This window comes from Limnobacter sp., assembly GCF_036846585.1.
In the GTDB taxonomy this organism is placed as follows: Bacteria; Pseudomonadota; Gammaproteobacteria; order Burkholderiales; family Burkholderiaceae_B; genus Limnobacter.
In genome coordinates, this window is record NZ_DAIUBR010000001.1 from 152,843 (window position 1) to 175,495 (window position 22,653).

A 22,653-nucleotide genomic window follows, 5' to 3' on the forward strand; every position below is an offset into this window, starting at 1 on the left:
GCGGCACGGTGACACTGGTGCTGCTGCTTAGCCTTGCAGCCTTCATCACGTCCAGCATTACCGCCGCCATGGGCGTAGGCGGGGGCGTGGTATTGCTGGCCCTGATGGCGCAATTTGTGCCCCCAGCGCTGCTGATTCCACTGCACGGTGCGGCGCAATTGATGTCCAACACCAATCGGGTGTTGGTACAACGCAAGCACATCAATTGGGCTTACATCAAACCGTTTCTGCTTGGCGCGCTTGCTGGCGGTGCCTTGATTACACCGCTGGCACTGTTCATCCCCGTGCCGGTGGGGCAGCTGTTGTTGGGCCTTTTCATCCTGCTGGCCACCTGGAAAGCAGCCTGGCTGAAACTGAGCGGCTGGCACCCAGCAGTATCCGGGGGTGTTACCACTGGCCTAAGCCTGGTGTTGGGTGCTACAGGCCCTTTGGTCATGTCCGTCATGCCCAAAACGCAATGGGAGCGCCACATGGTGGTGGGCACCCACGGCATGGCCATGACCATTCAACACGGCATCAAGGTGATTGCATTTGCCAGTCTGGATGTCAGCCTGATTGCCTACTGGCCCCTGCTGCTGGGCATTGGCATTGCCACAATAGGGGGCAACCTGCTTGGTGCAAAGCTGCTGGCCCGGGTACCGGAACAACTGTTCAAAACCCTGCTTGACTGGATGCTCACCGCACTGGCCCTGCGTCTATGCTGGCAAGGTTTGTCAACTTTTTCTTCCTGACTTCCTAATCACTTCGGGTTCCCATTAAATAGGGATGCAAAACCCCGCCCTGCGCTGCACACTTGGATTGATATAACCAAGTCCAGTTGCAAAGGGGAAACGCATGTTGCTCAAATCGATTCTTGACTCACTCACTCTGCCCAAAAAATGCGCCCTCATTGCACTGCCATTGCTGGTCGCTTTCGGCTTTTTGTTTCTACAAATTTACACGCAGGTCAACACGCTGATTGGCTCATCCGAGAACGAATTGCGAGGTGCCGTTGCACTGGAAAAACTCAACCCGGTTTTTCAGAAAATTTTGGGCGACAGAGCTCAGAAACAATCAGGATCTGTTGTCCCGATTACCGAAACCCTGAAAAAACTAAAGCTGGAGTTGCCCGGGAACTGGTCCAACACCCAGGCCAACATTGACAAAATTATTGAACTGTTGCCATTGGCATTGTCCAGAGAATCCTCGCAAACCCAGTCTGACGCACTGGGCAATCACATGGTGACACTGGTTCGTCAACTTGCAGATGAAAGTGAATTGACGCTAGATCCTTACTTGCCCAGTTACTACATGATGAGTCCCATGGCCTTTCAGTTGCCCGGGGTCATGGAATATCTGGCCGACCTGGAGGGAAAACTGCGATTTCAAGACAGCGACATTGCAGGCACATTGAGTTTTGCCAATTCACGAACTGGCACATTGAGCAGGGCGCTGGAAGAAATCCGGGAGGCCACTCAGAAGTCGGAAGCGGCAGGGGGAAATATATCTTCTGAAGTACACAAACAAGTTGACACCATCGACAATGATCTGAAATCGATCCAGGCGTGGGTTCAAACCGAATCAGCCAAAGACCTGAACTATGAAACGCTGAGTGGTTCACCGGATACGGTTCGCTTGCTCAACGAGGCCACCAGCGCCAGCTTTCAGTTAAGCAATGAATTAAACAAGGCGCTTCAAGCCGAACTTGCCACACGTATTTCCGGCATGAATGCCGACTTGATCAAGGAAGGCGTAGGCTCACTGGCTGTGTTGCTGGCGGCATTTGCCTTGGGCTTCGTGGTGTTTCGCGACATCAACATGGAAATTGCACAAATTCTGGCCCATGCAAAAATAATCGGCATGGGTGATTTGTCCAAACCCGTTCACAGCAAAGGCAACAACGAAATCAGTAAAATACGCGCGGCGCTTGAACACATTCGCCAGAAGCAAACCGGTTTGGTCGGTGAAGTAAAAGACGCGTCCAGCCAAATGGCTGAAACCATCCATTCCTTGGTCGCAGCCGCATCGCAGGTGAAAAACAGCGCGCAGGAGCAAACCGACTCGGCCTCGGCCGTGGCTGCGTCTGTGGAAGAATTGACAGTGTCGATCAGCCAGGTGCACACCCACGCCAACCAGGCCTTGGGCCTGTCAAGTCAAGCGGGGCAATCGTCCATTGAAGGTCGCGAAAGCGTTAAGCAAGCCCGCATGGCCATGGACGAAATTGGTGTGGCCTCTTGCAACCTGGCAAAAAGCATCAACAACCTGGGGCTGCAGTCGGACAACATTTCCAGCATTATCCAGGTCATTCATGCAATTGCCGCCCAAACCAACTTGCTGGCCTTGAACGCCGCCATTGAAGCGGCCCGCGCAGGCGAACAAGGCCGCGGGTTTGCAGTGGTTGCCGACGAAGTGCGCAAGCTGGCGGAAAAAACCGCTGAGTCCACAAAAACTATTTCTGCACTCATTTCAGACATTCAAGAGGAAACCCGATCCGCCGTTGAACAGGTCAACGGGTGGACAGGGATGATCAATTCCGGACAACAGTCTTCACTGGGTGCAGACCAGCAAATGGAAGCAATCAGCAGCCACGCAGGCGATGCAGAACGGGCGGTCAATGAAATTACCGAAGCCCTGAAAGAACAAAGTTCTGCATCCACCCTAATAGCCCAGCAAGTGGAAAAAATAGCCCGGATGACCGAGGAAACCCAGGGCGTTGCCCAAGAGGTGAATCAGGTGATCACAGCGCTGCAAAGCCTGTCAAACCAGATGGACACCGTCATGGGCAAATTCAAGATCGAACAACAGGCCTGATCAATCGATGCGCTCGACCCTGACCTTCTCTTGAAGCAGGATCGAGCTTAGGAACGTGGCGAACGGCGAATACAGCAGTGCCGCAAGAACAGCCCACCAAAAGCCGTTGACCTGGAAGCCATCAAGAATTGAACCCACCCAGTAAAACATCAGGCCGTTCAGGATGAAATAGAACAAGCCCAGCGTGAGCACGGTCAAAGGCAGGGTCAAAATCAGCAAGATCGGTTTGACCACCGTGTTCACCAAACCCAAAATAAGGGCAGCCCACAACGCAGCCCAGAAGCCCTCGAGCACCACCCCTGGCAGCAAGTATGCAACGGCCATCAACGCCACCGCGTGTAGAACCCAGCTTAGCAAGAGTTTCAAATTCAATTCCTCCACGTTGTAAAACTGGTGATGTACAATATTTTTCGGCTGTGTGCCAACCGTTGCCAAACTAACACATTTCAACAAATCACATAAACAAACCACGGGAATTCCAGAATGGATGTTAGTTCACGCCTTGTGTCGCGCAGTTGCCCTTTTTGCCAGGCCAATGCAGACAACGCCAAGATGCTGGATTACGGCACCACCGAATGGCCAATGATCGAATGCAACAGCTGTCATTTTGTTTACCTGAAACGTGCACCGGTGTATGAAAGGCTGAGCGAAGAATTCGCCTGGGAAAAAACATCAGAAACCGAACGCCAGGTGCGTGAGGAACGCGAACCGGTTAAACAGGGTTTAAGCCGGGCGTTCAAACATTTTCGCCAAAAAGTATTGAAGCGCAACAAACTGCCTGCGTTGATCGAGAAATACATTCCGGGTGGGCGCGTGCTCGACATTGGATGCGCGGCAGGAGGCCTGCTGGCCACCCTGCCTGCCAAGTACCAACCTTACGGCATTGAAGTGTCCAAGGCGCTGGCGCTGGCCGCCAGTGAAGTGGTGGAACCAAGGGGCGGCAGCATCATGCACGACAACGCATTCAACGGCATTCAAAAACTGCCCGAGAACCACTTTGCCGGCGTGCTGATGAGCGCATTTCTGGAGCATGAAGTGGAACCGGATGGCTTGCTAAAGGGCGTGGCCAAAGTATTGCAGCCGGGCGGTGTGGTCATTGTCAAAGTGCCCAACTACGGTTCATGGAACCGCAAAATTCGCGCCGAAAAATGGTGTGGCTTTCGCCTGCCTGATCATGTGAATTACTTCACACCGAACAATCTGGAAGCACTGCTTACCCGCCAAGGCATGAAAGTGGTTCAGTTCGGTTTGGCTGACCGCCAACCCACCAGCGACAACATGTGGATTGTGGCCGCAAAATAAGCTGAACATCAACCCTGCGCAGGCTTGACCAGTTTCTTCAACAAATGCAACAGTTCATCAGGGTGAAGTGGTTTGTGCAACACGACACTCATGCCCGCTTGCAACGCGCGTTTCTCATCTTCGGGGCTTACCTCACCCGTCAAACCAATCACCGGCAAATCTGCATTGAATGGATGCTTGCGCAATTCGCGCGTTGCCTCCAGACCGTCCATCAGCGGCATTTGAAAATCCATCACCACAGCATCGAATCCATGGCCGAACTGCGATAGAAAGGACAAGGCCTCCAGGCCATTGAAAGCTTTGGTGACATTGGCATGTTTGCGGCTCAGGATTCCTTCCAACACCTTCAAGTTCAACTCGCTGTCATCCACGATCAGCAAATTCAGTTTGTTCGATTCGGCAATCGTGAAATTGGCTCGACCCATCAAGTGAGCTTTGAATACACCTTGAAGCTGCAACGGCGTCAAAGGCTTCACATAAATTGCGCTAAACACTTCACTGATGTCCAGGTTCAACAGGCGAGGCGGATCGTCACTGCGCAGCAACACCGCACATGGCACCCCATGCAAGCCCATTGATTTCACGAACTCAAGCCACTCCAGTCGGTCAATCCGGCCCCGGGGGAAGTCGAGCAAAACCCCCGTCGACTTGCCACCACCTTGCACCCACTGCAGTGCCTGCTGCAAATCTGGCAGGGCCTCGAAGCGGCACCCCACCAAAGCCGCAGCATTGTTCATCGCCTGTATTTGCATAGGATTTTCTGACACCAAAAGCAGGGTATTCTGCGGCTCCTCCTGAACCTGAACCTCGGCCGTATTGACCACTTCAAATTCCATATCAGCCCAGAATGTACTGCCCTGCCCCAGTTCACTGCTAAAGCCAAGACTGCCGTTCATCATGTCTACCAGCTTTTTAATCAAGCTCAAGCCCAGCCCAGAGCCACCAAATTCACGTGCCACTGACGCATCAGCCTGATGGAACTGCTGAAACAGATTGGCCTGCCCTTGCAGGGAAATGCCCACACCAGTGTCCTGCACCTGCACACGCAAACGACAAACACCGGCCTTGTTGGACAACACCGCAATGGACAAATGCACGTAACCGATCTGCGTAAACTTGATTGCATTGCCCACCAGGTTCACCACAATTTGCCTGAAACGCAGCCCATCGCCCACCAGCTCCAGGGGCAGGTCTGCCGAAGGGTCGATGATCAGTTCGATGGGCTTGCTGGCTGCCGCCCCAGTCATGATGCCCGACACATTGTCGATACACTCCAAAGTGGAAAACGTCCTTCTTTCCAATTCCATGTTGCCCGCCTCGATCTTGGAAATGTCCAGCACGTCACTGACCAAATCGATCAGGTTGCGGGACGTTTTCTCCAGACTGTCCAGCAGCAACCTCTGGTTGCCCGACGTCGAGGAATCTTTCAGCAAATAGGTCAAACCCACAATGCCGTTTAGCGGCGTGCGAATTTCATGACTCATGTTCGAAAGGAATTCAGTCTTCGCCTGACTGGCCATTTCAACCCGTGAATTGGCTTCTCGAAGCCGCTGGTTCTTGTGCGCAAGGTTGTGTGCCATCTGGTTCACGGCCCGGGCCACATCACCCAGCTCATCGTGTGTATTCACGTCACACACTGCATGCTCGTCGCCATTCCGAATTGCATCGGCAGTGCGCTTGAGCTTGCCCAAAGGGTTCAACACACCCGTGCGCATCAACACCACCAACATGGCAATTACCACCAAAAAACTGCCCAAGCCAATAGACTCCAGCAAGGTCAACCCCTTCAGGTTGTTGGCCTGATCCTGATTCACTTGTGTGGCCCACTGGTAACCCGACTCAGAAACCATCAGAGTTTCCGTCATCAAGCGTTCAACAATCAAACTTTCACGGCGTTCCAAAAACTCCGCATTGTTGTCACCAGGCAGATCACTGCGATGCAGTTCGTTGAAAATCGGCTTCAGTTCCGCCAGGCTTTCGTGAAGATCATTCAGTTCCTGAGGAAGAAGAGACGAGATCGCAGCCGATGCCAGCACGCCTTCCAGTTCCTGATGCGTACTGAACCAGGCCTGTGCAACCGAGGGGGATTTGAACAACACATATTCCTGGGTCAACTCCAGAAGGCTGGAGGACAAGCGGGTGATGGTTTGGGCTTGTTCCGTGCGTTCCAGCCCCTTGAATTGCTCACGAATAACAAACAAATTACCCAAGACCAAAACAATCGCACATACCACCGTACTAAGCATTGCCAGATTGATTTTGGTTTCTACACGCACACCCGCTCCCTTATTGTAGCGACACCGCGCCTGGGTCAATCGCTTTCAGAATATTGGGGTATACAAGGCCTGCAAAGTCAGGCTGTGGCAAGGCTCGATTTACATGACCTTCTCGAAGGGCCCAACGTGCTTGCCCTTCCATGGTTCGCATCAACGAACGATTCAAGCTTAAACGATAACGGTAATCGTCAAAAATTCCGTTGATCAGAGAAAAGGGAATATTCAAATGTTTGACAGCCAAGGCCTTCGCACCATCGGGGTTGGCCTGAATGAAATTGGTGCTGTCTTTCAAAGCCAGCACAATGCGCTCCAGTTGCTTGGGCTTGCTTTTAATCACAGCATGCGTGGCCATCAAATTGAATGTTTCAGTGTACAGCTTGGGAATGGGAACCAGCTGCACCTGCGCACCCAAATTACTCTGAATTCTCGACACGAAAGGCTCCCATAGGCAAAGTGCATCCACCTCCCGATTCGCGATCGCAGCAAGTGCATTTTCCGGCTGAATAGCGCGCAAATTGACCGTTGCAGGATCAATGCCGCTGTACACAAGAACCAGATCAAGAACATACTGGCTCACGCTGCCCTTAACATAGCCCAGTGTTTTTCCCTTCAACTTGCTCGGTTCCGTGATCTTCGCGCTGCGAAGGGACACAACCTTCACGTCGCTGGAAACACTGACAAAACTGGTCAATATTGAAAAATCATTGCGAGTGAAACTGATTAGCACTGCCGGCAGCTCTGCAGCGATTGAAAGCTCCGTCTGCCCATCGAGCATGTTTGTGATGCAACGGTGACCAAACACACACCTTACCAGCTCAACATCCACACCCCGCTTGACGAAAAACCCTTCTGCCTTGGCCACATGCAAAGGCAGGGAAAGAATGCTGTCAGTTACGCCAATGCGCAGCGGTGCTGCTTGAATGGTCGATGAAAGAAATATTGCGATGAGAAAAACAAGGCGAACCATTCAAACTCTCTAGTAGTGAAAACATCCCCCAAAAGTGTAGAGGTATTGTTCCACTAGAAAAGTAACAATAAGACACACAAAAAGCCATCACTTCAGCATATGTATATCTGATCAACCAGAGAATGTAGTTCAGCAGTCACAGAATGCAGCACGCATAACCTGCTGCACCCTGTTGGCTTGAAAAATCAGAAAGCGAAAGTTGCGGTCAAGTTCAAACCTTCGGCCTCCACATTGTCACGGTCGTAAAGCATTTCGTAACCAGCGCGAATGTTCACATTGCCTGCGGTGTACATCACACCGCCGCCGTAGCTTACGCCGCCGTCATCGTCGTTCACATTGAAACCTGGACCACTGATATTGGCATCCAGAAAGCCGTAACCTAAAGTGCCGTACAAGGAAAGTTGATTATTCAGAGGCAGTTTGCCCAGCAGGTTGGCACCGAGGTAAGAATCGATTTCCGCGCGGAAACCACCGGAATTCTCTTCGTCCACACCCGTTAACAAACGTCCCTCAATGGCCAGGTTGGGACTCAGTTCATAGCCGCCCACCACGCCCAGGGTATCCACATCCAGTTCAACACCATTGATGCGGCTGTCGGTGATGGCCAGGCTGTTGTACGCAGCCCCCAGATAAAGGCCTTCAGCGAAGGCTGGACTGGCTACGGCAGCAGACAATACGGCGACAGAAATTAATTTTTTCATGGCTGACTTCCTATGTTTGTTATGAATACCGTGCCCCCTTGGGAGGGCGCACAGTAATCAATAACGCAACAGAAAAGCCATCGGATTACATCAAGCGACCAAAGCTTCCCTGCCCTTGCGCTTCAAGCCTGGCAAGCTGTACTTGAATGCGCGGCCCACCACGGTGGAGAACTGCTTGACCAGCGAAGCCTTGTTGTAGTGCTGGCCGTAGCGCTTGCAAATTTCCTGCACCTCCGTAGACATTTCCGCATAGCGGTGCGCTGGCACCTCGGGGAACAGGTGGTGTTCAATCTGGTGGCTCAAATTGCCCGACATGATGTGGAACAACTTGCCACCGGTCAGATTCGAAGAACCTTTCAACTGACGCAGGTACCAATGTGCTTGTGATTCACCCTCAATAATCGACTTGTCGAACACTTCAGAATCGGCTGTGAAGTGACCGCAGAAAATAATCACAAAGGTCCAGTAGTTGCGAATAATGTTGGCCAGGAAATTACCCGCCAACACTGGCAAAAAGAATGGGCCTGCCAGCAAGGGGAAGAACACATAATCCTTCACAATTTGGCGCCCCGCCTTCTTGAAGGTGGGAATGGCGCGGTCTTTGGTTTCCTTGATCGTCTTTTCTCCATTGATCACTTTTTCAAGCTCAAGCGTTTGCAAAGCCAGCAGGTTTTCAAAGAAGGTCGCCAAAATAATCATCAACGGCACGTTGGCCAAAAAGCGGGGTTCCCATTTTTGCTCTGGGAACAGGCGCAACACGCCATAACCAATGTCGTGGTCCTCGCCCAGCACGTTGGTGTAGGTGTGGTGGCGGTAGTTGTGGCTGTAGCGCCAATTGTCAGCGGTACACCAGGTGTCCCACTCATAGGTTTGGCCCATCAGGCGCTTGTTCTGCATGAAGTCGTACTGGCCGTGCATCACATTGTGGCCCAACTCCATGTTTTCCAGAATTTTCGACACACCCAAGGTGAGCGTACCCAGAATGAATGCTGGCGGGAAAATGCCTGCCATCAACAGACCACGGCCCGCAATTTCCGTGTAGCGCACTGCCTTTTCAATCTTGGTAATGTACTTGGCATCGCGTTCGCCCACATCCGCCAAATGCTTTTGACGAATCGCTTCAATTTCGGCACCAAACTGTTCCAGTTCAGCGGGGCTCAACTTGCGGTCAACTTTTCTCATGATCAACTCCATTATTTTTTAGGTTTTCTTTACAGGTCCAGTGAAACTGGGCCTTGGGCGGCGTTGATACACAAACGAAGCGCTGTGTTGTTGGTGCCGCACACCGATTTGTTTTGCATATTTTGTGTGGTGCCTGTCAGCTTTTCGCAAGAACAGGTGTTGCAAATGCCCATGCCACAACCGTGTGGGGGGTTAATGCCTTGTTCCTGCAGTGCTTTCAGCAAGGGCTTGTTGTTGCTTACTTCAACAATCCGATTGCTTTTGCTCAAGGTGACTGTGAATGTTTTTACCTCGGCGTTTTCATCCACGTTCAAAGCCATGGGCGTGAACGATTCAGCATGGAAACTTTTGGGTGTATCGCCCAGAATGCCGCGCAATGCAGTCATAAAGCCATCGGGGCCACAGGCGTAAACATCGGTGTTGTCCAAACTACCTGCCACAGCAGCGAATTGTTCAGCGCTTGGGCGACCAGCCAAATCGCCTTCTGCCACATTGGCACTACTTTCCAGCAGGCGAACGTACCTGAAATGTTCGTTGGTTTTGGCCTTCAGTGTTGAATCGAACAACACATCTTCCGGGTTGCGCGCCCAGCTCATCAGCGTTACGTCGGCTGGCCAGCCCCGTGCTTCCAGTTGTTCAATCAGGCTGATCATTGGTGTAATACCGCTACCGGCCGCCAGCAGCAACATGGTGGGGCGTTGTTCGGTTAAATTCGGTTGTAGGTTTGGTTGAGTAACCGCCAGCGTCATTTCACCAAACGCATCGCCCAACTCGACCACCGTGCCCACTTCCAGTTGGTTCACGGCGTAGCGTGAAACAAGGCCAGTTGGAGTTTGCTTGATGGTTAAGCGCAACAGGCCACCTTCTGTGGGGGCGTTGCTGAAGCTGTAAGAACGGGTGTGCACTACACCGTCAATGGTCACGCTCAGGTTCACGTGCTGGCCCGCTTCAAAGCCGGCAAACAAGGCATTGGGGCGCAACCACAAGCTGACTGCATCGGCAGTTTCGCGGTCAATACGCACCACCTGTGCCAGGCAGCGGTCAGTCGAATGGGTGCTGCCAGCTTGCTCAAGCCAGAAAGTAACGAATTCCTGACCCAGAATTTTGGAGAGTCCGCGGACTACTTTGCTGGACAATTGGCTGTTGGTTCTCATTGCGTTTTCCACGTTAGTGAACAGATGTGCACTAATGTACATAAAAACGCCTGTTTGTCGCAAGAAATTTTGCCGAAAAAACTAGAATAAAGTGTCGAAAGAGTACAACTGTACACTTGTTTTTGTACTCATCGCCTTGATTTTATTGACTATTTTTAAATATGCGAAAAACACAGAAGTTAGTGAACACTTTTTAAAAATAGCTCTATTTTCATTCCGATGCCCAACCATCATCCTTGTTAACATCGCCAGGCCTGAACGACGCGCGCGCCAACTCCAAGCGCTTGTGAAGCTGACCATAGGTATTGGCTAATGCCTTTAACCCAGTTTCATAGCGCTTCTGCCAGCCTTTGCCCTGGCCAATCAACACACTTTCCTTTTCTAACAACACTGCGGAATTGTTATTCAAATACCATTCAATCAACGCAGCCGCTTGATCCAAGTCCTTCTTTGCCTTAACAACATAAGCACCTGACCTTTCACCAAACACCAACAGTTTGTGGACTGCGTATCGAGCAGGGTGCGGCACCGTAACAAATACAGGCCCAAGGCTCGACAACAGCACCACCTGCTGAACTTCTTCAAGAGAATAGTGAATAAATGGCAAAGGCTGCAAGGAAGTGCCCAACTGCACGTTGAACACTGGAGCATCGCTTTCACTGGTTTTTGCGGTTAGAAAATCGAGCCTGAATTCTGGCTGCTTTGGATGCACAAACGACCCGCCAAACACTTTCCCAAATGTTGACGCAGGCAAGAAACCCATTTCAAGAGAATGAACAATGTCTTGTGTATTTAATGAAAAGTTGCTCGGTAAGGCGACAGACACCGATCGGCCTGCATGCGCGAAGTCCAGATCTTCAGTACCTAGCTGGTCTTTCCAGCGCACACCCAACATGTTCCCATAGGCGATGAATGCATGGGTGCCAACCAGTACCGCACCCGCAGCAAAAAGCCCGTGTTGCTCAAGGGGACTTAGTACCTTGAAATGCTCATTCGTAATGGGTCGGCAACCCAGTTTGATCGCAGATTCGGCCATGGCCCGAAGACTGGTCGAATCCGGTGCCGCTTTTTTCTCGTCAATCAGCTTTCGCAGGGACTCTGAATCGGGACCCACAAAAAACTGCACCAGTTTGCTGTTCGCACCAGTGTACTGAAAGTACCAGTAATCGATCCCGCTTACTTTTTTCCTGTTGAACGATCCATTAAGCGCATTGACTCCGCGTTGCAAGGCGCGCAGTTGAGCCCCTTCAAATGTTTGAAGGTATATGTTTTGGGCAACTTGCGGTAAGGGATCGTAAAGCAAAAGGCACCTTATACTAAATAACATATTTCTTAGTATAGCAATAAGACTCTTGAGTTACTAGAGGGGCCCTGAGTCTAGGCCAAAGCAATTATGCCGCTTGAATCGCCCCGCTTTCCCTAGGAACTTTTTATCCTCACAATACGTGCAAGGAGAAATCAATATAAGTTCATACCCATTTCTTTCATCTCAAACAATTTTCCTATCCACCACAAGATTCAGGAATCCGGAGCCCGAAATTGAAATTTTTTCAATAGCCATCACAAATAACAAAGGTTGATCTGGTTAACCCCTGGCCAACCAAACAAAAAGGACCTAGAAGCATTACGCCTCTAAGTCCTTGTTTTTACTGGTAGGGCCACCCGGATTTGAACCGGGGACCAAAGGATTATGAGTCCTCTGCTCTAACCGCTGAGCTATAGCCCCACTTTACCTTTCAAACCAACTTATTCGCCTTCCAGGAAGCTTTTCAGCTTGTCTGAACGGCTGGGGTGGCGCAGCTTGCGAAGTGCCTTGGCTTCAATTTGGCGAATCCGCTCACGGGTTACGTCAAACTGTTTGCCCACTTCTTCCAGCGTGTGGTCGGTGCTCATTTCAATACCAAAGCGCATGCGCAGCACTTTGGCTTCGCGTGGGGTCAGCGAATCAAGCACGTCTTTGGTTACAAAACGCAGGCTGCTGTATTGCGCTGCATCTTGCGGTGCCAAAGTGTGGTTGTCTTCGATGAAGTCGCCCAAGTGAGAATCGTCATCGTCGCCAATCGGTGTTTCCATCGAAATGGGTTCTTTTGCGATTTTCAAAATCTTGCGAATTTTTTCCTCAGGCATTTCCATGCGCTCGGCCAGCGTGGCTGGATCGGGCTCAATACCGGTTTCCTGCAGAATTTGGCGGCTGATGCGGTTCATCTTGTTGATGGTTTCGATCATGTGCACCGGAATACGAATGGTGCGCGCCTGGTCAGCAATAGAACGGGTAATCGCCTGGCGAATCCACCAAGTGGCGTACGTTGAAAACTTGTAGCCACGACGGTATTCAAACTTGTCCACCGCCTTCATCAAGCCCACATTGCCTTCCTGAATCAAATCAAGGAACTGCAAGCCACGATTGGTGTACTTCTTGGCAATGGAAATCACCAAACGCAAGTTGGCTTCAATCATTTCACGCTTGGCCAGGCGGGCGCGGTTTTCACCAGACACCATTTGGCGGTTAATCGCACGCAAATCGCTCAACGGCAGTGACACAGCATCTTGAATGGCAACCAGCTTGTGCTGCAATTCATTGATGGCAGGTACATTGCGCAGCCAGGTTTCAACCCATGCCGCATTTGATCCGCTGAATGTATCAACCCAGGCTGCCTCAACTTCATGGCCACGGAACTTGTCGAGGAACTGTTCGCGAGGCACGCCCACGCGGTTCACCGCAATGTCGTAAATTTCACGTTCAATTTTTCGAACACCGTCCACCTGTTCACGCAAAATGCTGCACAAACGCTCAACCTGCTTCGCCGTGAAGCGAATTTTCATGAACTGCTCAGCAATCGCTTCCTTGGCCTTTTTGTAAGCCGGGGAATTGTAACCGCCGTCACCACGCGCCTTTTTCAGCTTGGCAAACTGCTTTTGAATTTCACCAAATACAGCCAGCGAATTTTTCTTCAACTCTTCAAGCTGACGGGCCGACATACCGGAGGTGGTACCACCGTCGTTGCCTTCTTCCTCATCGTCGCTTTCTTCGTCGTCGTTCACTTCTTCAGGCGCAGCGGCTTCCACCATGTCGTCTGTAATGGAATCATCGACGATACCGTCCACCACTTCATCCACGGTCGAGGTGCCTTCCGCAATGCGCAGCCCCAAGCCCACCACGTCTTCAACAATGGCTGGGCAGGCGGAAATGGCCTGCACCATGTCTTTCAGGCCGGCTTCAATTCGCTTGGCAATTTCAATTTCGCCTTCACGGGTCAGCAGTTCAACCGTACCCATTTCACGCATATACATGCGAACGGGGTCCGTGGTGCGGCCAAATTCGGAATCCACGTTGCTCAACGCGGCTTCGGCTTCTTCCTCTGCGTCTTCGGCAGAGGTGCCAACAGGCGCGTTGTCGTTCATCAACAGGGCTTCAGCGTCTGGGGCCTGTTCGTAAACAGTGATGCCCATGTCGTGGAAGGTGCTGACCATGGCCTCGATCACTTCGCCGTCGGTTACGTCGTCTGGCAGGTGATCGTTAATTTCAGCAAAGGTCAGGTAACCGCGCTCCTTACCCATTTTAATCAGGGTTTTAAGCTGGTTGCGGCGTAATTCCAGTTCTTCAACCGTGGCATTGGCCGAGCTAAGGTAAGCCGAATTGATCAGTGCTTTGTCTTTGGCCTTGGAACCCCTGCCACGCTTGGGCATGATGACCAGGTCCGCTTTTTTCGCGTCTGAATCATCTTCTTCGGGCACGTCGTCGGAATCAAGCGATGCATCTGCACCGGAATCGATGTCCTCTTCGTCGTCGTCCTCAGCCTTGGGTTTGCCAGCTTTCGGTGGGCGACCACGGCCTTTCGGTGTCTCTGCGACCTGCTCTACAACCTTGGGCTTTCGGCCGCGCTTCTTTGGTTGTGTTTCCTCGGCAGCAACGGCCACTGATTCAGCCACAGGCTGGCCAACTTTGGGCTTGCGGCCACGTTTTGGCTTTTCTTCGGCCACAACAGGTGCGGGTGCGGGCGCAGCGGCTTGCTTGCTCGCAGGCTTTTCAGCAACAGGTGCTTTTTTATTGGATTCTGTCTTCTTAACCACGGTTTTTACGTTCGCTTCTTTTACTGTTGCCTTTTGAGGAGAAACCTTCTTCCCTGCCATTGACGACGCTCCCTTGCGTTTGGATGCCTTAGTGGAGGATTCCTTCTCCGCCTTTCGGCCACCAGGAATCTGTGTGTGTGTATCGGTTTGCTGTGAACTCACGCTCTGTGATTCCGCAGACTTGGTTTTGTGGCCGGATTTGGCTTTCTGTTCCTGTGTTTTTGAAAAAATGTTGAGTATTTTGAACATTCATTCCCTGAACAACTCAATAACAGCCACTTAGTGCGCAATAACGCACGACAAAGATGCAAAACTTGCACCGTAACCCTTAATTATAACTGATTAACTCGCTTTTGTTTTAATTCTTGGAAGCGTTGCATACACTCGTGATACCAACGGAGTTGCTCCCCCTGCGTGGGCATTTCTTCAGTAAGGCGCTCCAGCTCGGCCTTAAACCACAGTTCACTGCATTGATACACGCCAGAACGCAACTCGGTTTCAAAATCAAGGGAGTCATCCAGACTGCGTGCTTCCTTCAGAACCGAGTTAACCCAATTTTGATGCACTTCGTCGTTGAAGGCATGCTGAAGCCGGGCTTCTAGCAAGTTGGGGTCACTTCTGATTTTTTCAAGCAAATGAACAAAACTATGCACTTGCACAGCCGGGTTTTTCTCGCGTTCATACAGATCAAGCAAGGAATTACACAGATCGACAAGCTGAGGTGCACGAATAACCCGTGCGGCCAAGCTTAACAAAGGCGATTTTGCAGTGGGTCTGGGGCCCCAATTGTTTTGCAAAGGCTCGTCTTTGAACTTGCCAAATTTCTTGCCGCCCTGCTGCTTGCCTTGAAACTGACCTTTGTTTTTGGGTGAAAAATAATCACCACCCATGTCCCGGCTTTTCAAACCCAAGTGGCGACCAAGCTCCATGGGCGTGGCGCCCAGCAAATTGGCCAAAGCCCGCAACAGGGAGGACCGGTACACCGTGGGCTGCATTTGCACAATCAACGGCTTCAAAAATGAAATGGCTGCCGCACTGCCCTCGATTTGCTGCAAGGGGTAGTTGCGCTCCAGGTAACGCGCAAGAAATTCCGACAAGGGCGCAGCTTGCGCCACCATGGCTTCGAAGCCATCAGGCCCTTCAGTTCGAATGAACGAGTCGGGGTCGTGCTCAGCAGGCAGGAAAATAAAATCGGCGCGTTTGTTCTCACTCACGTGCGGCAAGCAGGCCTGCAAGGCGCGCCATGCGGCTTTTTGCCCGGCGTTATCGCCATCAAACGCAAACACCAGTCGGTCGGTTTGCTTGAACAGCTTCAAGACATGGTCGGGGGTTACAGCCGTACCCAAGGTGGCCACTGCATTCTCAAACCCCCATTGGGCCAGGGCCACCACATCCATGTACCCTTCAGTCACCAGGGCATAGCCCATTTTGTGAATGGCCTGGCGCGCCTCGAACAGGCCATACACTTCGTGCCCTTTGGAAAACACGGGCGTTTCGGGGCTGTTCAAATATTTGGGTTTTTCATCGCCCAACACGCGACCGCCGAAACCAATCACCTGCCCTTTGGCATTGCGAATCGGGAACATGATGCGGCCACGAAACGCATCGTAACGGCGGTTGCTGTCGCTGATTTTGGTCAAACCCGCCAGGTCAAGCTGGGTGTTGCCGGTGTAATTCTCGATCACATCTTCAAGGTTCTGGTAGCCATCGGGGGCATAGCCCATGCCATAGCGGGCAGCCACCTGACCAGTCAACCCTCGGTTCTTGAGGTAATCTACCGCCACCGGGCTTTTTTTCAGCTGGGCTTTGTAGTAATTGGCAGCGCGGGTCAGCAGCTCAACCAGATCCTCCCGCTCGGAACGCACCTCGGCGGGTACGTCCATGCCTTTTTCATGGGGCACATCGATGCCCAAATTGCCCGCCAGGCTTTCAACCGCCTCGGGGAAGGTCATCCCCAAATGCTCCATCACAAAGCCGACCGCATTGCCATGCGCACCGCAGCCAAAGCAGTGATAAAACTGCTTGGACGGGCTTACTGTGAACGATGGAGATTTTTCATTGTGAAATGGGCACAAGCCCTGCAAATTCGCGCCCGCCGCCTTCAATTGCACATACCGGCCCACCACGTCTGTGATGTCGAGGCGGTACAGCAAATCATCAATAAAGCTTTGAGGAATCATGCAGTTTGGGTGAATTCACGCGCAGAAAAATCAGAGCCGCAGGCTCGACTTCTAGAATAACAAACCCAAGGGGAAGAAAACGAAAAGCGCGCTTATTTGGACAACTCGGCCTTGACCAAACCGGAAACCTTGCTCATGTCGGCCTTGCCAGCCAACCTGGCTTTGACGGCACCCATTACCTTGCCCATGTCTTGCGGGCCAGTTGCGCCCAAGGCTTGAACAATTGCCTGAATTTCAGCCACAACTTCGGCTTCAGACAACTGGGCGGGAAGATAGGCAGCCAAAACAGCTGCTTCGGCTTTTTCAGCCTCGGCAGATTCTGGCCGACCACCCTGCTCGAACTGGATGGCGGCTTCGTTTCGCTGCTTGATTTGCTTCTCGATGATGGCGAGAACCGCCCCATCGTCGAGTTCGACGCGTTCGTCGACCTCTTTTTGTTTGATTGCCGCTGAGAGCATTCGAAGCGTTGTGAGCTTTTCTTGCTCACGGGCCTTCATGGCCAGCTTGATGTCTTCAAGAATTTGCGCTTTCAGTGACATATCCAACAGATCAATACATTTTCTTGGGCAACATCTGGCTGCGCAGGCGCTTGTAGTGACGCTTTACGGCAGCAGCCCTCAGGCGCTTGCGTTCAGCGGTTGGCTTTTCATAGAACTCGCGTGAGCGCAGTTCTGTCAACAGACCTGTTTTTTCAATGGTGCGCTTGAAGCGACGCAGGGCAACTTCAAAAGGCTCGTTTTCTTTAACGCGAACGTTTGGCATAAGGCTCCAATCGGGTGTTCGTAAGTTGTTTCGGTTCGATGTACCCCAATGCATTTTAACTAAGCCATTGATTTTGCGTATTTTTTCCACAAAACCCAATATGTTAAAGCAAAGAGTTACCGCCAAGAATCTGGCAAAGACCGAGATATTACCATGCAAAAGCCAGTTTTCTCAAGGATTTTCAACTATTTTTGGCTCAATATTGCGTGGGCCGCTGTGTAGCCACTGGCCCAGGCCCACTGGAAGTTGTAGCCCCCCAGCCAACCGGTTACGTCGACCACTTCCCCGATGAAATACAGGCCGGGAATTTTACGCGATTCCAGTGTTTTGGGCTGCAAATCGGCAGTGCTGACGCCGCCACGCATCACCTCGGCTTTTTTGTAGCCCTCTGTGCCACTGGGCACCAACTGCCAGGCTGCAATTAACTGCGCCAAGGGACCCAGTTGCTTTTTGCCCAGTTCAGCCACCTTGCGCCCGGCAATGGTCTGCAATTCCGGTTTGTTCAACCAAGCTTGCGCCAAACGCTTGGGCCAGTGCGGCACTTGCGCGGCAAACCAGTTCTCGGCATTGGCTTTTGCACCCAGCGTGGCCTGTAACAAATCGACTTGAAACGCGGCTGCATCGGTTTGCCTGCCCGACAAATTCAGGGTAATCGGCTTGCCGGGGTTCCAGTAGGTAGAGGCCTGCAACACAGCCGGGCCGCTCAAGCCCCGGTGCGTAAACAACAGGTCTTCATCAAACCAGGGGGCATGGGGCTCGCTGCCACGGCTTAGTACGGGCAATGCCACGCCGGCCAGTTCCACAAAGGGTTCCCACAAAGCCGAATCGAAAGTCAGCGGCACCAGCGCGGGCCGCTGGTCCACCAGCGCATGGCCAAATTGCTTGGCCAGTTTCAGGCCAAAATCGGTTGCGCCAATTTTGGGCACAGGCAAACCGCCCGTGGCCACCACCACATGGCGAGCCTGCAAGGGGCCTGCCGTGGTACTTAGCTTGAATTGGCTGCCATCATGCTCCACTGCATTCACGCTGTGTGGGCGAAACCATTTCACTTTGCCTGCATTGCATTCAGCGGCCAGCATGTCGATGATGTCGTCGCTTTTGCGATCACAGAACAACTGACCTTTGTGTTTTTCATGAAAGGGAATGTTGTATTGCTTCACCAGCGAAATGAAATTGGCGGGGGTGTAGCGACCCAACGCCGAGCGTGCGAAGCGGGGGCTTTCGGAGATGAAGTTTTCCTCAGATACATTCGCATTGGTGAAATTGCAACGCCCGCCACCGCTGATTCGAATTTTCTCGGCCAGTTTTTCGCTGTGGTCCAGTAAAGCCACACGCAAACCACCCTGCCCGGCCTGGGCGGCACACATCAGGCCCGCTGCACCGGCACCAATCACCAGCACATCAAATTGCTGCATGGCTTGCTGCGTGGTGAACCGCTTCAATGGCGTCAATTTGGCGTGCAAAGCCGTGGGGCATTTCCTGTGGGTTATTCAGCCACATTTCGATCAGGCGTGCGGTAGATTCCGCATCAATGTCCGGATGGGGGTCTGGCTGCTCGGTAAACAGGTTCTCGGGTTCGGCAATGCGCCAGGTGTTGCCAGCCTTCACGCCGTCCATGCGGGGGCTGCGGTAGGGGGCGGCCACCGGTTCGCCTTCGTGACCACGCAACACCAAGGCAGTATGGCCTGTTGCGCACAACACCTCGCGCTGCAAATTCCAGAATTCCGGATGGGTGTAGCTGGTTACCAGCAGTGCATTATTGAATGCGCTGGGCACCATCAATTTCACCAAGGTGTGTGTGCAGCTGCGTACCCCCAGCACTTTGCGGGTTTGCAACAAGGCTTCAATGCGCGGGTAAATGTGCGCCATGGGCAAATACACAGGGGCCGTGTAATCCAGTTCCAGCGCATTCCAGTTCAGGTGCGAAAACACCTGCGCGCTGGTAACACGCCCTGTGAAATCGTGTTCAAGACCGTGCACCAGCACCGGGTATCCACGCTGGGCCAGCAAACCTGCCAACAATGGTGTGAAATTGGGCTTGCGCCGTGCACCGTTGTAGCTGGGAATGACTACCACGGGCTTGCCACCGGCTTTGGATTGCGCATTCAGCGCCTGCAGGGTGTGGAAATGTGGCGAATGGCTTTCATCGGGCCAGTGCTCGGCAATTGCATCCAGAAAACCGATGAGCTCATCGTTGGTTTCGCCTTTCACCCGCAAAGCGATCAGTACGGCACCCAACTCAAAATCCGACACCTCGCCACGCAAAATGGCGGCGTACAAGGATTTGGCCTGTTCACGGGGAAGGCCGCGCGCGCCGTCTTTCCCGCGACCGATTTCTTTAATGAAGGGTGCGCAAGAAAACTTGTCGGTTTGAACAGAATTGGGCATAGCGACTCAAATGTTACTTAAGGCGCTATTGTAGCAAGGCTGGCCTGTGCGCGAATCAGCTTTCGAATTTCAGGCACACACGAACCACATTGCGTGCCGCATTTCAGGCTGCCTTGCAACCCGGCAAGCAATTCGCTTTCGCCAGCATTCTGGTTCTTTGCACAGACTATCGCAATACCAGCTTCAATGGCTTGCCGGATAGATTGTTCAGACACCCCCACGCAATTGCACACCATGCGCACTGCCTCGGTTTGCACGCCCGGTGGTTGACTGGCGGGTGCCAACAGAAAACTGCGCAACGGCATGACATCGAGTTGCTGGTCGAAATAATTTCGCAGCCAACCTTCCGATTCAATACTGCCTGCCAAAAATACTTTGCTAAGCGTGGCGGCTTGCCCTTGTTGCGTGGTTTGAACTTTCACGCCAATGCGGCGGCGGGCATCGGTTTTCGGGTCAGAATACACCATGACATCACTGCCCTCGCATTCAAACAAGGCCTGCAGTCGGTCAATGATTTCTTTGGCGGGCGCTTGCGCACTGGCTGCGCGAAACAGCACACCGGTTTGTTCACGCCCCACGGGCACGCACACGGCGGCATCAAATTCCGCATACAGCGCACGGGCTTTTTGCCACAGGCTTAACCACTGTTCGCTGTGAACAAACACCACGACCTGCCAGGGCAAATGCACACGCTGAATGTTCACGGCTGAATGCTTGAGTTCAGGTTGTTTGGAATACGGGTCGAATGCCTCAATGGTGAGCGCATTGACGCCACCCACACCCGACTTGCCACCAAAGAACTCAGGCCCCCAGTGCATGGGCAACACAGCCTGATTGCGGGCAACCGATTCATCTTCCTTGGCGCGCAGCGTAATGGTGGCGCGGCGCGACTTCACGGAAACCCAACTACTGGGCTTCAAGTTCAATCGCTTGAAATCGGCCGGGTGCATGGCAATGACCGGTTCTGCTTCATGCGAGAAAAACTCGGCCAGCGTGCCGGTGCGGCTGCCACCGTGCCACTGGTCGCGCAAGCGCCCCGTATTCAAGCGCCATGGAAAGCGCGCGTCGGCTTCTTCGGCCACAGGTTCATATTGTGCAAATACAAACTTTGCCTTGCCTGTGGTTGTGGGGTAGACCCCATCTTCGTACAGGCGGGCTTTGCCTTCGGGCTGCCCCTCTGGCATGGGCCACTGTTGTGGGCCCTTAGTCTCCAACACCGCATAGCTTAAACCGGTGATGTCCAGGTCGCGGCCCCGCGTGGTGTCGCGGTGCTCGTTGAAAATTTCTTCGGTGCTGCTGTAAGGCATGAAAGCGCTGGTGCCACCATCGATTCGTGGACTTTCCACGCCAAGCTTGTGCAGCTCCACCTCCAAACGCTTTGCGAACTCAACCACGATTTGCCAGTCGTTTTTTGAATCGGCATAAGCGGGCATGGCAGGCCGCACGCGGCTGATGCGCCTTTCACTGTTAGTCACAGTGCCTTCTTTCTCGCCCCAAGTGGTGGCGGGCAACAGCACATCGGCGTACTGCACAGTGGCGGGAGTTAAGTAGGCATCTTGCACCACCACCAGCTCAGCGTTCTGCAAGGCACGTGCCACTTTCTGCGAATTGGGCAATGAATGGGCGGGGTTGGTGCAGGCCACCCACACTGCTTTGATTTTTCCCTGCTCCAGCTGATCAAACATTTCAACTGCACTGGCGCCGGGGGTGGCACTGATTTTTTTTACACCCCAGAATGCAGCAACCTCGGCCACATGCGCCGGGTTGTTCAATTCACGGTGCGCAGGCAGCAAGGTGGACAATCCACCCACTTCGCGGCCGCCCATGGCATTGGGCTGGCCTGTTAACGAAAACGGGCCTGCGCCTTCCTTGCCAATTTGGCCAGTGGCCAAATGCAAGGCAATCAGCGATGTATTTTTGTCAGTTCCCGTGGTGGCCTGGTTCAACCCTTGGCAATACAGGGAGAGTGTCCTGTTGCTTTGGGCGAACCAGGTGGCGGCTGTAACAATGTCCGCCGCGGGAACTCCACACACGCTGGCTGCAAGCTTGGGTGTGTAATCGGCCAGGCCTTTGGCCACGGCTTCGAAGCCTTCTGTGTGTTTGTTGATGTAGGCCATGTCAAGCCAGCCGTTTTGCATCATCACGTGCAGCATGGCGTTGAACAGCATCACATCCGTGCCAGGCTGGATTTTCAAATGCAAATCAGCCATTAGCGCAGTGTCGGTTGCGCGGGGGTCGACCACAATCAGCTTGTGGTCAGGCTTGGCTGCGCGTGCGGCCTCCAGCCTGCGGTACGCAACCGGGTGTGCGTAGGCCATGTTGGAACCGGCAATGAACACACAATCGGCCAAGGCCAGATCGTCGTAATTGCAGGGCGGTGCATCGGCACCCAGGGTGCGTTTGTAACCGCTTACGGCGCTGCTCATGCACAAGCGTGAATTGGTGTCGATGTTGTTGGTGCCAATCAAACCCTTGGCGAGTTTGTTGAACACGTAATAGTCTTCGGTGAGCAACTGCCCGCTGATGTAAAAGCCAACGCTGTCGGGTCCATAGGTTGAAATCAACCGCGCAAATTCACGCGCGGTGAAATCAAGCGCGGTGCTCCAGTCGGTGGCCTGCACTTGCTGGTCGCGCTGAATGCGTAACAAAGGCTGGCTTGCGCGCACTTGTCCATACACATTTACCGTGGCTGTTTCAGCCAGCTTGCTGCCTTTGCTGCACAGCTTGCCCAGGTTGGCTGGGTGCGTTTCATCGCCCTTTACATCGATAATTTTTCCCGCCTGCGTGCGCACCACCACACCACAACCCACGCCGCAATACGGGCAGGTTGTTTTGGTGTTTTGAATGGGTTGCAGCAATTCGGTCATTGGAATGATTTTC

At 52.8% G+C, this 22,653-nt stretch carries 17 protein-coding genes and 1 tRNA gene; 3 read left to right on the plus strand and 15 right to left on the minus strand.

Annotated features, from left to right (window positions below):
- Positions 1 to 8: 8 nt before the first annotated feature.
- On the plus strand, positions 9 to 731 hold the full coding sequence (locus V7028_RS00695; protein ID WP_334118185.1) for a sulfite exporter TauE/SafE family protein: 723 nt from the start codon (positions 9 to 11) through the stop codon (positions 729 to 731).
- A gap of 103 nt (positions 732 to 834) precedes the next feature.
- The gene (locus V7028_RS00700; RefSeq protein WP_334118186.1) at positions 835 to 2,790 is read left to right on the plus strand and encodes a methyl-accepting chemotaxis protein; all 1,956 of its coding nucleotides are present in this window, start codon (positions 835 to 837) and stop codon (positions 2,788 to 2,790) included.
- Here the strand turns inward: V7028_RS00700 and V7028_RS00705 are convergent, their stop codons facing one another.
- Positions 2,791 to 3,156, minus strand: coding sequence for a phage holin family protein (locus tag V7028_RS00705; protein ID WP_334118225.1), 366 nt, complete (start codon positions 3,154 to 3,156; stop codon positions 2,791 to 2,793). It abuts the gene before it with no gap.
- A gap of 117 nt (positions 3,157 to 3,273) precedes the next feature.
- Between V7028_RS00705 and V7028_RS00710 the strand changes: the two genes are divergently transcribed.
- The gene (locus V7028_RS00710) at positions 3,274 to 4,092 is read left to right on the plus strand and encodes a class I SAM-dependent methyltransferase (protein ID WP_334118187.1); all 819 of its coding nucleotides are present in this window, start codon (positions 3,274 to 3,276) and stop codon (positions 4,090 to 4,092) included.
- Between the two features lie 8 nt (positions 4,093 to 4,100).
- Here the strand turns inward: V7028_RS00710 and V7028_RS00715 are convergent, their stop codons facing one another.
- From V7028_RS00715 to V7028_RS00780, 14 genes are all read right to left on the minus strand, one after another.
- Positions 4,101 to 6,368 (minus strand): response regulator, encoded by a 2,268-nt coding sequence (locus V7028_RS00715; protein WP_334118188.1) that lies wholly within the window; start codon positions 6,366 to 6,368, stop codon positions 4,101 to 4,103.
- Between the two features lie 10 nt (positions 6,369 to 6,378).
- A complete protein-coding gene (locus tag V7028_RS00720) occupies positions 6,379 to 7,335 on the minus strand; it encodes an ABC transporter substrate-binding protein (protein WP_334118189.1) in 957 nt (318 codons plus the stop codon).
- A gap of 185 nt (positions 7,336 to 7,520) precedes the next feature.
- Positions 7,521 to 8,036 (minus strand): porin family protein, encoded by a 516-nt coding sequence (locus V7028_RS00725; RefSeq protein ID WP_334118190.1) that lies wholly within the window; start codon positions 8,034 to 8,036, stop codon positions 7,521 to 7,523.
- A gap of 90 nt (positions 8,037 to 8,126) precedes the next feature.
- The gene (locus V7028_RS00730) at positions 8,127 to 9,218 is read right to left on the minus strand and encodes a fatty acid desaturase family protein (protein ID WP_334118191.1); all 1,092 of its coding nucleotides are present in this window, start codon (positions 9,216 to 9,218) and stop codon (positions 8,127 to 8,129) included.
- 29 nt (positions 9,219 to 9,247) lie between these two features.
- Positions 9,248 to 10,372 (minus strand): ferredoxin reductase, encoded by a 1,125-nt coding sequence (locus V7028_RS00735; RefSeq protein WP_334118192.1) that lies wholly within the window; start codon positions 10,370 to 10,372, stop codon positions 9,248 to 9,250.
- Positions 10,373 to 10,583: 211 nt separating this feature from the next.
- Entirely contained in the window at positions 10,584 to 11,600 is a 1,017-nt protein-coding gene (locus tag V7028_RS00740; RefSeq protein WP_334118193.1) for a nucleotidyltransferase domain-containing protein, read from the minus strand.
- Between the two features lie 422 nt (positions 11,601 to 12,022).
- Positions 12,023 to 12,098 (minus strand) — tRNA-Ile (locus V7028_RS00745).
- Between the two features lie 20 nt (positions 12,099 to 12,118).
- Positions 12,119 to 14,503, minus strand: a complete 2,385-nt coding sequence (gene rpoD / locus V7028_RS00750; RefSeq protein WP_334118194.1) for an RNA polymerase sigma factor RpoD — start codon at positions 14,501 to 14,503, stop codon at positions 12,119 to 12,121.
- A gap of 272 nt (positions 14,504 to 14,775) precedes the next feature.
- Entirely contained in the window at positions 14,776 to 16,623 is a 1,848-nt protein-coding gene (dnaG, locus tag V7028_RS00755; protein ID WP_334118195.1) for a DNA primase, read from the minus strand.
- Between the two features lie 92 nt (positions 16,624 to 16,715).
- Complete coding sequence (locus V7028_RS00760) at positions 16,716 to 17,162, minus strand: GatB/YqeY domain-containing protein (RefSeq protein WP_334118196.1); 447 nt, start codon at positions 17,160 to 17,162, stop codon at positions 16,716 to 16,718.
- A 10-nt stretch (positions 17,163 to 17,172) separates the two neighbouring features.
- Positions 17,173 to 17,385, minus strand: a complete 213-nt coding sequence (gene rpsU / locus V7028_RS00765; protein WP_257511444.1) for a 30S ribosomal protein S21 — start codon at positions 17,383 to 17,385, stop codon at positions 17,173 to 17,175.
- Between the two features lie 185 nt (positions 17,386 to 17,570).
- On the minus strand, positions 17,571 to 18,800 hold the full coding sequence (locus V7028_RS00770; protein ID WP_334118197.1) for an NAD(P)/FAD-dependent oxidoreductase: 1,230 nt from the start codon (positions 18,798 to 18,800) through the stop codon (positions 17,571 to 17,573).
- Positions 18,787 to 19,773: a DNA-binding protein YbiB gene (gene ybiB, locus V7028_RS00775; protein WP_334118198.1), complete on the minus strand. Its 987-nt coding sequence runs from the start codon at positions 19,771 to 19,773 to the stop codon at positions 18,787 to 18,789. Before ybiB ends, V7028_RS00770 begins: the two co-directional genes overlap by 14 nt.
- A 17-nt stretch (positions 19,774 to 19,790) precedes the next feature.
- Positions 19,791 to 22,640, minus strand: coding sequence for a nitrate reductase (locus V7028_RS00780; protein WP_334118199.1), 2,850 nt, complete (start codon positions 22,638 to 22,640; stop codon positions 19,791 to 19,793).
- Positions 22,641 to 22,653: the final 13 nt, after the last annotated feature.